Source organism: Kitasatospora sp. NPDC058406, assembly GCF_042722765.1.
In the GTDB taxonomy this organism is placed as follows: Bacteria; Actinomycetota; Actinomycetes; order Streptomycetales; family Streptomycetaceae; genus Kitasatospora.
This window is the reverse complement of record NZ_JBHXKE010000308.1, coordinates 1-9,119: the sequence shown is the minus strand read 5'-3', so window position 1 is coordinate 9,119 and position 9,119 is coordinate 1. Positions and strand designations below refer to the sequence as shown.

Sequence of the window (9,119 nt, the reverse complement as noted above, 5' to 3'; positions counted from 1 at the left end):
AACCGCGGCACCGCCTGTGTCCCGTCCCGGAAACGGATCCGGTCCGCTCAGATCCGCTGCCAGAGGGCCGGGACGATCGGAGGCTCCCAGCCCACCTGGGCCGTGTGGCCCTGGAGGCACCGGTAGCTGAGACCGTTGAAGGTCACGGTGTCACCCGCCTGGTAGGTGGTGCCGGCCGCCCAGGTGCCGTTGCCCGGCCCCGGGTCGGTGCCGACCACCAGCGAGTAGGAGGTGGAGTGGCTGACCGAGCCGGTACCCGTCACGGTCAGGTTGTAGGTCCCGGCCGGGACGGAGGAGCCGACCGAGATGTTCAGCGTGGCCGAGCCGCCGGACTGCACCGAGGAGGGGCTGACCGAGGTCGTCACACCGGTCGGGGCGCCGGCGACGGTGAGGTTCACCGTCTGGGCCGAGCCGGAGGTGGTCTGGGTGGAGACCGACGCGTTGGTCGACTCACCCGGCTTGACCGTGCCGGAGCCCGGGTTCACCCCGATGGAGAAGTCGTTGGTCGGGATGGGGCCGGTGCCGACCGAGGTCTTCCACAGGGTGTACGCGACGCCGTCGGCGCTGCGGTCCAGCACGGTGGCGTTGATGTTGCTGGTGGTGTCGCACGCCGAGTGGTAGCAGGAGTCGTACGCGCGGTTCGCGGTGCCGCCCCACTTGGCCGCCTGGGCCGAGGTCTTGGTGGCGCTGGCGCCGGCCGCGTAGCCGGAGGTCGGGATGCCCGCCGACTGGAACGAGGCGTCGTCCGACCGGCCCTGGCCCTCGACGTTCTCCTCCGGCTGGAGGTTCAGCGAGTCCCAGTACGCCTTCATCGGTGCCGAGGTGGCGGAGTTGACGTTGTTGATGAAGTAGCCGGCGTTGGGCGAGCCGACCATGTCGAAGTTGTAGTAGCCCTTGATCGCGCTGCGCTGGGTGGAGCTCAGCTGGTTGACGTAGTGCTTCGAGCCCTGGAGGCCCTGCTCCTCACCCGTCCACCAGGCGAACCGGACGTGCCGGTTCATGGTCGGGTTCTGCTGCGCCAGGACCAGCGCGGTCTCCAGCAGCACGGCGGAGCCGGAGCCGTTGTCGTTGATGCCCGGGCCGGCGGCGACGCCGTCCAGGTGCGCGCCGAACATGGTGACCTGGTCGGCCGGGCCGCCCGGCCAGTCGGCGATCAGGTTGTTGGCGGTGTAGGTGCAGGTGGAGCAGGTCTGCTCGCTGACGGTGTAGCCGGCCGCCTGGAGCTTGGCCTTCACGTAGGCCAGCGACTGGCTGTACCCGGCGGTGCCGGTGCGGCGGTTGCCGCCGTTCTGCGAGGCGATGGTGTTGAACTGGCTCAGGTGCGCCTGGACGTTGGCGACGCTGATGTCAGGCGCGTTGGGGTTGGGGTTGCCGTTCCCGACCGTCAGCGTGTACTGCGCGGTGTGGGTGGTCGCCGCGGTACCCGTGACCGTGATCACGTAGGTGCCGGGGGCCGTGGTGTTGGAGGTCGTGATGTTCAGCGTGGCGGACGAGCCGCTCTGCACCGAGGACGGGCTGACCGTCGCGGTGGCACCGCTCGGCGCGCCGGAGGCGGTCAGGGCGACGGTCTGGGCGCTGCCCGAGACCACCGCGGTGTTGACCGTCGCCGAGGTGGACGCGCCGGGCTGGACGGAGCCGGCGGTCGGGCTCACCGCGAGGGAGAACTCGGGGCCGGTCACGTTGCAGGTCGGGTCGGCGGGCTGCGCCGGGAGGCTGACCGCGTCCCAGGCCGCCTTGGTGCGGTTGAACAGGTTGCAGGTGGAGTCGAGGTTCTTGGCGGCGGTCAGGGTGGTGGTCCGGTACTTCTTGTAGGTCATGCCGCTGGTCTTGAGCAGCATGCCGCCGTAGAAGATCCGGCCCGCGTCCTTGATGCCGATGCCGGTGATCGTGGAGCTGTTGCAGGTCGGGCTGGTGGGCTTGCCGCCACCCGGGTTGGAGCCCTCGGCGAGCAGGTAGAACCAGTGGTTCAGCGGGCCCGCGGCCGCGTGGACCTCGGTGCTCGGGATCGAGGAGGAGTAGCAGTTCGGGTCGCCGTTGACCAGCGAGGGGTTGGCCATGTTGCGGATCGGACCGCGACCGACCAGGTTGATCATCTCGCCGACGGTGTAGTCCGGGTTGTCGTACGGGGCGGGCTGGTTGACGTACGCCTCGGTCAGTGCGCCGAAGATGTCGCCGGTGCCCTCGCCCAGGCCGTTCTCGTTGTTGGCGCCGCCCGGGGTGAACTGGTCGATGCCGTGGCCGAACTCGTGGCCGACGACGTCGATCGAGGAGATCCACTCGTTGGCGTTGTTGTGGCCGATCGAGACCGAGGAGCCGTCCCAGTAGGCGTTGACGTCGTTCAGGCCGACCTTGACCGGCCAGCTGCCGCCGTTCCCGTTGTGGCCGTTGCGCCCCAGCCAGTCCCGGAGCATGTCCCATTCCTTCTGCGCCGCGAACATCACGTCGCCGCAGCCGGTCTCCTTGCTGGTGGGGCTGCCGTTGCCCCAGGAGTCGGAGGACTTGGAGAACACCTGGCCGGTGGCGTTGTCGGCACAGCTCAGGCCCGGCCGGCTCGGGTCGCGCAGCGAGTACGAGCTGCCGGAGCCGGTGGTCGTGATGGTGACCGGCGGCGGGCCGTTCCACTTGCTGTTGATCGTGCCGGCCCGGACGTCGTCGTAGCTGTCGATGACCTCGCCGCTGCGGGCGTCGACGAAGACGTGCAGACGGCTCGGCGCCGACTCGGTGCGGCCGGTGAGCACGGTCTCCCAGGCGAGTCGCCCGGCGCCGTCCTGGACGCGGACCACCAGGCGGCGCGTCTCCACGCCGTTGACGGTGACCAGCTTGGTGCGGGAGGTCTTCTCCGCCTTGTCGGCGCTGATCAGGGGGGTGGTCGGCACGCCGATCGGGCCGGAGGAGGCGGACTGCGACCCGCGCACCTTGCCCTCGCCGTCGGCTATGACGACGGCGTCGCCGCCGACCACGGGCAGGCCCTTGTAGCTGCGCTCGTAGGCGACGGAGTAGAGGCCGGCGAGCCAGGGGGTGACGGACTGACGCTCGTACGTCTCGCCCGGGCCCTTGGCCAGGGCGTCCAGACCTGCCGCGGCCGCCTGGTCGGCGGCGTTCACGGCTGCGGTCAGCGCGCTCGGCGGCGCGATGGCCGACGGGCCCGGGTCGGCAGCGGCCTGCCCGACCGCGGTGGCGGTGAGCATGCCTGCCAGGACGGCCAGGGTGGTGCCCGCCGTCAGTAATCTGCGTTTCATTACGAGGCTCCTCGAACGTGGGGGTGCTCGACCGCGGACGGGTGTGCCGGAAAGGCACTCACCGCGGGCCGCATGGGGGACGGCCGTTGCGGGCGTCCGCGCTCGGGTGCCGGAACCCTCACACGCCGTCATGCCACGGTCAACGGGTTCGGCGAGCACTTCGAGCTGTTGGCAAGTTCTGTCAAGCCGCCCACCTGATAACGGTGTTGGGGTCCGGAAGGGCAGCGTGGGAGGCCAGGGCACGTGCAGAGGTTGAGACCAGCTGGTGGAGAGGTTGAGACCAGAGGGGAAAAGTGGTTGAGACCACGTCATGTACGGAGGGGTCCTCCGTCCAGTACCGTCCTCCTCAGCGGACCTCCCCACCGGAAGGCCCGGGAGCGCACTCGGGAGGGCAGCCCCGTTGCACCGGAACCGCGGCGCGGCGACCCTCGCCGAGGACGAACTCTGGCGTGCCTTCGGCCTCCGCCTGCGGCAGTGGCGCCGCCGCGCGGGCCTCACCCAGGCCCAGCTGGGCGCCGAGATCGGCTACGACCACACCGCCGTCAGCAAGCTCGAACACGGCACCCGCCGCACCAGCCCGCGCCTCGCCGACCGCCTCGACGACCTCCTCGCCGCCGGCGGCGAACTGCGCACCGCCTGCCGACGGGCCGAGGACGGCGAACCGGAGGACGGCGCCGGGCTGCCGGCCGACTGGGCCCGTCCCCCGCTCCCCGGCCCGCCCGTCTCCCTCGTCGGCCCCGCCCTCCCGCCCTCGCTCACCGCCCGGCCGCCCGAGCGCCTCCCCGACTACGGACTGCTCTGTCCGCTGCACGACGCCGACGGCTGCGCCGTCCCCGAAGCCACCGACCTCGCCGCCCTGCACGCCGCCTTCCGCGCCGCCGACCCCGAGACCGCCCCGCCCCTCGACCCCGACACCGTTCACGCCCTCACCGGCCTGCTCGCCGCCCACCTCCGCGCCGGCGAGGCCCCCACCGGCCCCGGCACCGCCGCCGTCGAGGAGACCCTCCGGGTCATCCTCCGGCGCCTCGCCGCCCACCCGGCGGGCCTGACCCGGCGCCCGCTCGCCCGGCTCGCCGCCGAGTACGCCCACGCGGCCGGCGCCCTGCGCATGCAGGACGGCCGCAACGCCACCGCGATGGCCTGCTTCGACCGCGCCCTCAGCTGGTCCGAACTCGCCGGGGACCCCGCCACCCAGGTCGCCGCGCTCAGCGACATGAGTGCCCTCGCCCGCCTCGACGGCGACCCCGCCGCCGCGCTCGGGTACGCCCGCGAGATGGCCCGGGCGGCGCCGGGCCGGCACTGGGCGGGGGCGATGAGCCAGATCGGCCAGGCCCGCGCCTACGCGCTGGCGGGCGACGTCCGCGCCACCGTCCGGCACCTCGCCCGCGCGCGGCTCCACCTCGACCACATCGGGGCCCACGACGAGACGGACGCGGCCTGGCTCTCCATCGCCTCGATGCGGCTGCGGGTGGAGGCGGGCGCCGCCGCGGCACTGCGCGACGCGGCCGCCGCCGCCGGGGACCTCCGGCTGGCGCGCCGGGCCGTGGACGCCGCCGAGACGGCGCTCGCCCTCCTCGCGCCCGACCAACTGCCCTCCGCCCGGTTGCTGTTCACCGTCCGGGTGGCGGACTGCCTGCTGGTGGCGCGCGACCCCCGGGCGGCGGCGGAGCTGCTGGGCCCGGTGTTCGCGGCGGACGCCGGCGGGGCGGGGCTGCCGGCGCTGGTGCGGCACGAACTGGCCGGGCTGCGCGAGCGGCTGACGGCGCACGGGCTGGCGGGGTAGGGGTCGAGGGCACGCCGGCACGGGACGGTGCGGGTGGGACGGCGGGTGGGACGGCGGGCGAGGGCGCGCGCCGGAGCGGGACCGGCGGGGCCGTGGCGGGATCCTTGCGGGGCCGGGTGATCGTGCCGATCGTGTGTCCGGTCGTACCCGAGCGGCGACCGGGCCGCCTCGCCTGCCGGCGACAGGGGCCTCACCCGGGCCCCCGGGCCCGCCGGGTGAGGCCGCCGGTGCCCTTCGCGCACGGTCGGCCGGGCCCCGGAACGGCCCCCGGGCAACCGACGGACCGTCAGAGCGGAACCCGCCGGTCCGGACCTCGCCGTCCGCCCACCGACCCACTGTGGCAGCGGTGTTGCGGCCGGATTGCGCCCCGTTTCGCGGCGGTGCGGCCGACGTCCGGACCGGCGGATTCGTGGACGCCGAGGGCGGTTCCCGCAATTGACGGGATCGGCGGCGCCTTCCTAGACTCGGACCGGCGAAGAATGTCAGCCACGGGCCCCGGCCGGCTGACTGGCAACCCCCACACTGCGGTGGGGTGCCCCGGGGATAAGCCGGGTGACGTGGCGTTCCGATGACGCGTCGTCACAAGCGCAGTCATGGCCCGGTTGGGCTCGGGGGACGGAGAAGGTCGTGGAACAGCGGGCGGGCGGACGCAACGCCGCGGGCCTCAGGCTGGTGGCCAGGCTCGACGTCGACCTGCTCCGGCGCGCCAGCTCCCTCTGTCGCTGACGCCGGTCGGCCGGCCGGGCAGTGCTGCCCGCCTCGGTCGGTCCGTCCGATTCCCTCGCCCACGACCCCGTGCGAGGAGGAGCGCCCAGCGGCCCGACCTCCCGTGCGCATTGCTCCAGGAGAACGGATGCCCACCTTCCCCGCGCCCCGAGACCCGTCGAGATCCCTCCCGGTCGGCCGGGAGCCCGAGTACCGGAGACTGCGCGACGCGTTCGACCGCTGCGCGGCCGGCGCCGGAAGCGTGATCGTCCTGCACGGGTCGGTCGGCAGCGGCCGCAGCGACCTGCTCTACGCCTTCACCGACACCGCGGCCGAGCGCGGCGCGCACGTCCTCGTCGGCACCGGCTCGCCACTGGAGCGGGAGTTCCCGCTGGGGCTGGCCCGGCAGCTGCTCCAGGGCGCCGACCTCGAACCGGAGGAGGCCGCCGCGGCGGAGTCGCTGCTCGCCCAGGGCGCCGCCGAGGGGGCCCGCCCGGTCCTGCCGGACGGCCCGCAGGGGCAGCTCACCCAGCGCACCCTGGAGGGCCTGTTCCGGTTGGTCCGCCGGCTGGCCGAGCGCGCCCCCGTCCTGATCGCCGTCGACGACCGGCAGGACGCCGACCCGCAGTCGCTGGAGTTCCTGCTCTACCTGGTCCGCCGTACCCGCAGCGCGGGTGTGCTCACGGTGCTCAGCTCGCGCGAGACCATGACCCCGTCCAACCCCTTCTTCGAGGTCGAACTCGCCCGCCAGCCGCACCACCAGCACATCCGCCTCGACCTGCTCTCCGCCGACCTGGTCGCCGAACTCCTCCGGGCCCGGCTCGGCGCGGCGTCCGCCCGACTGGCCGTCGAGGCGCACGCCCTGACGGGCGGCAACCCGCTGCTCGTGCACAGCCTGATCGGCGACCAGGAGACCGCCGGCGTCCCGGACGAGCTGGTCGTCGGCGAGGGCTACCGGCGCGGGCTGATGCACTGCCTGCACCGGATCGACCCGCTGGCGCTGCACTACGCTCGGGGCGTCGCCGTGCTCGGCGCGTCCGCGACCCCGGACCTGCTCGCCGAACTCCTCCTGCTGGCCCCGGACTCGCTGCCCAGGGCGCTCTACCTGCTGCACGCGGCCGGTCTCTTCCGGGACGGCGGGTTCCGCCATCCGACCGCCGCCGGGGACCTGCTGGCCGCGATGCGGCCGGTCGAGCTGGCGGCCCTGCACCAGCGGGCCGGCCGGCTGCTGCGCGCGGCCGGAGCGGCCGACGCGACCGTGCACGGGCACGCACGGGTGGCGGAGGGGCACCTGCGCAGTTCGCTGTCGGCTGCCGGCAGTGCCTCCGGCGAGGTGCCCGGACCGGGTGCGGGCACGGGGGGCGGCGCGGGCACCGGCGCGGGCACCTACGGCTGGCCGCCGGGCCTGGACGGGACCGGCGGTGCCGGCCCGGTCGGTGGAGTCGGTGGTGCCGGGAGCACCGGGGGCTTCGGTGCGACGCCGAGCGCCGTCGGAAGCGTGCCCGCGAGCACCCTCGGGAGCGCCGCCGGCTTCGGCGGGGCGTGGACCGCGGACGACGCCGGCCCCGTCGGGGGGACGGAGGGCGGCCTGTCCGGCTGGCTCTCCGGCGACCTGTCCGGCAGCCTCTCCGGTCACCTGCGCGGTGACCTGCGTGCTGACCTGCACCGTGACCCGCACGGCCACCCGCACGGCCACCCGTCCGGTGGGCCGACGGGCGGGCCGATCCGTGGGGTGGCGGGCCGGGCCGACGGGCTCCACAGCACCGGAGGGTTCGGGCCCGAGGCGGGCCACGGCCCCGTCGTCGGCGTGCTCGGTTCCTTCGGGACGGCGGCCGTCGAGTGCGTGCCCACCCTGCCCGGCACGGTGACCGACGCGGCCGCCGCGCGGCGGCACGAGCTGAAGGTCGTCCGCCACCACTTCTGGCACGGGCGCACCGAGCAGGGGGTCGCCGCCCTCGCCCGGTTCGAGGCCGAGCCCGGCAACGCCGCCCCCGCCGAGGCCCTGCGCCACTGGCTCGCGTACTGGTACCCGGGTCTGCTGCCCAACCCGGCCCGCCCGCAGCCGGGCCGGCCGACGACGGCCGACCACCGGGGCGACGGCATGCGCCTGCTCGCCGCCCTGCTGGCCGGCACGGTCGCACCGGAGACGGCGGTCGTCCAGGCCGAACTGATCCTGCGCGCCGGGCGGCTCGGCGGTGTCCGCACCGAGTCGCTGACCGCCGCGCTGACCGTCCTGCTCTACGCCGACCGGGCCGACCGGGCCGCGCACTGGTGCGGTCCGCTCGCCGAGCGGGCCGGGGCCCGCTGCGGCGCCAACTGGCACGCCCTGCTGGCCGCGTTGCGGGCCGAGGCGGCGTTGCGCCAGGGCGACCTGCGGGCCGCCGACGAGGCCGGCCGGGCGGCCTTCGCCCACGTCCGGCCGGAGGCCTGGGGGGTGGCGGCCGGGCTTCCCCTGGCCACCATGGCCGCCGCCCGTACGGCGGCGGGCCTGCACCAGGACGCCGCCCACTTCCTGGAGCTGCCCACCCCCGAGGGGATGGCCCGCACCCCCGCGGGGCTGCACCACCGGTTCGCGCTCGCCGGCCACCGGCTGGCCCTCGGGCGGGCCGAGGAGGCGCTCGCCGACTACCGCGCCTGCGGTGACGCGATGGCCCGGTGGGGCCTGGACCACCTGCCCGCGATCGCGCCCTGGCGGCTCGGTGCGGCCCGGGCGTACCTCGCTCTCGGCCACCGCCCCACCGCGGCGGCCCTGGCCGACCAGCAGCTCGCGCGACTCGGCCCGGCCGGACACCCGCGGGTCCGCGGTCTGGCCCTGCGGATCCGCGCGGCGGCGGGGGAGCGGTCCGAGCGGACCGAGCTGCTGGAGCGCTCCGTCGCCCTGCTGGAGGAGGCCGGCGCCGAGGCCGACCTCTCCGCCACCCTCTCCGAGCTGAGCGAGGCCCACCGGAACGACGGGGACCCCGGCCGCGCCCGGCAGACCGACCGCCGGCTCCGGCGCAACCCGCCGCTGGCCGTCGTGCCCGCCGAGCGCCCGGCCGCGGATCCGGTGGGCGAACCGGCCGCCGGCGGGCTCTCCGAGGCCGAGCGGCGGGTCGCCGAACTGGCGGCCCGCGGGCTCTCCAACCGGGACATCGCCCGCAAGCTCTACATCACCGTCTCCACCGTCGAGCAGCACCTCACCCGGGTCTACCGCAAGCTCGGGGTCCGTCGCCGGGTCGACCTCGCCAAGCTGGTCGGTCCGGGTACGGGCGCCGGCGGCCCCGAGGAGGGACCCGTGCGCGCACTCGGAGCGCGCAACCGCCCGGCCGACCTCGTCGCCGGCTGAGGCCCGCGCTCCCGGCGACCGCCGGCGGTGGGCCGCCCCGCGGCCGGGCCGCGTACCGGACACGATC

At 75.2% G+C, this 9,119-nt stretch carries 3 protein-coding genes and 1 riboswitch; of the genes, 2 read left to right on the top strand and 1 reads right to left on the bottom strand.

From position 1 onward, the window contains the following. Positions 1 to 47: 47 nt before the first annotated feature. The gene (locus tag ACFWOG_RS36650; RefSeq protein ID WP_380363735.1) at positions 48 to 3,239 is read right to left on the bottom strand and encodes a M28 family peptidase; all 3,192 of its coding nucleotides are present in this window, start codon (positions 3,237 to 3,239) and stop codon (positions 48 to 50) included. A 400-nt stretch (positions 3,240 to 3,639) separates the two neighbouring features. Between ACFWOG_RS36650 and ACFWOG_RS36645 the strand changes: the two genes are divergently transcribed. Together ACFWOG_RS36645 and ACFWOG_RS36640 are read left to right on the top strand one after the other, a co-directional pair. Continuing rightward, positions 3,640 to 5,022: a helix-turn-helix domain-containing protein gene (locus tag ACFWOG_RS36645; RefSeq protein ID WP_380363733.1), complete on the top strand. Its 1,383-nt coding sequence runs from the start codon at positions 3,640 to 3,642 to the stop codon at positions 5,020 to 5,022. Positions 5,023 to 5,493: 471 nt separating this feature from the next. After that, a riboswitch (SAM riboswitch) is annotated at positions 5,494 to 5,616 on the top strand. Positions 5,617 to 5,875: 259 nt separating this feature from the next. Then, positions 5,876 to 9,052, top strand: a complete 3,177-nt coding sequence (locus ACFWOG_RS36640) for an AAA family ATPase (protein ID WP_380363731.1) — start codon at positions 5,876 to 5,878, stop codon at positions 9,050 to 9,052. The last annotated feature ends 67 nt before the right edge of the window (positions 9,053 to 9,119 follow it).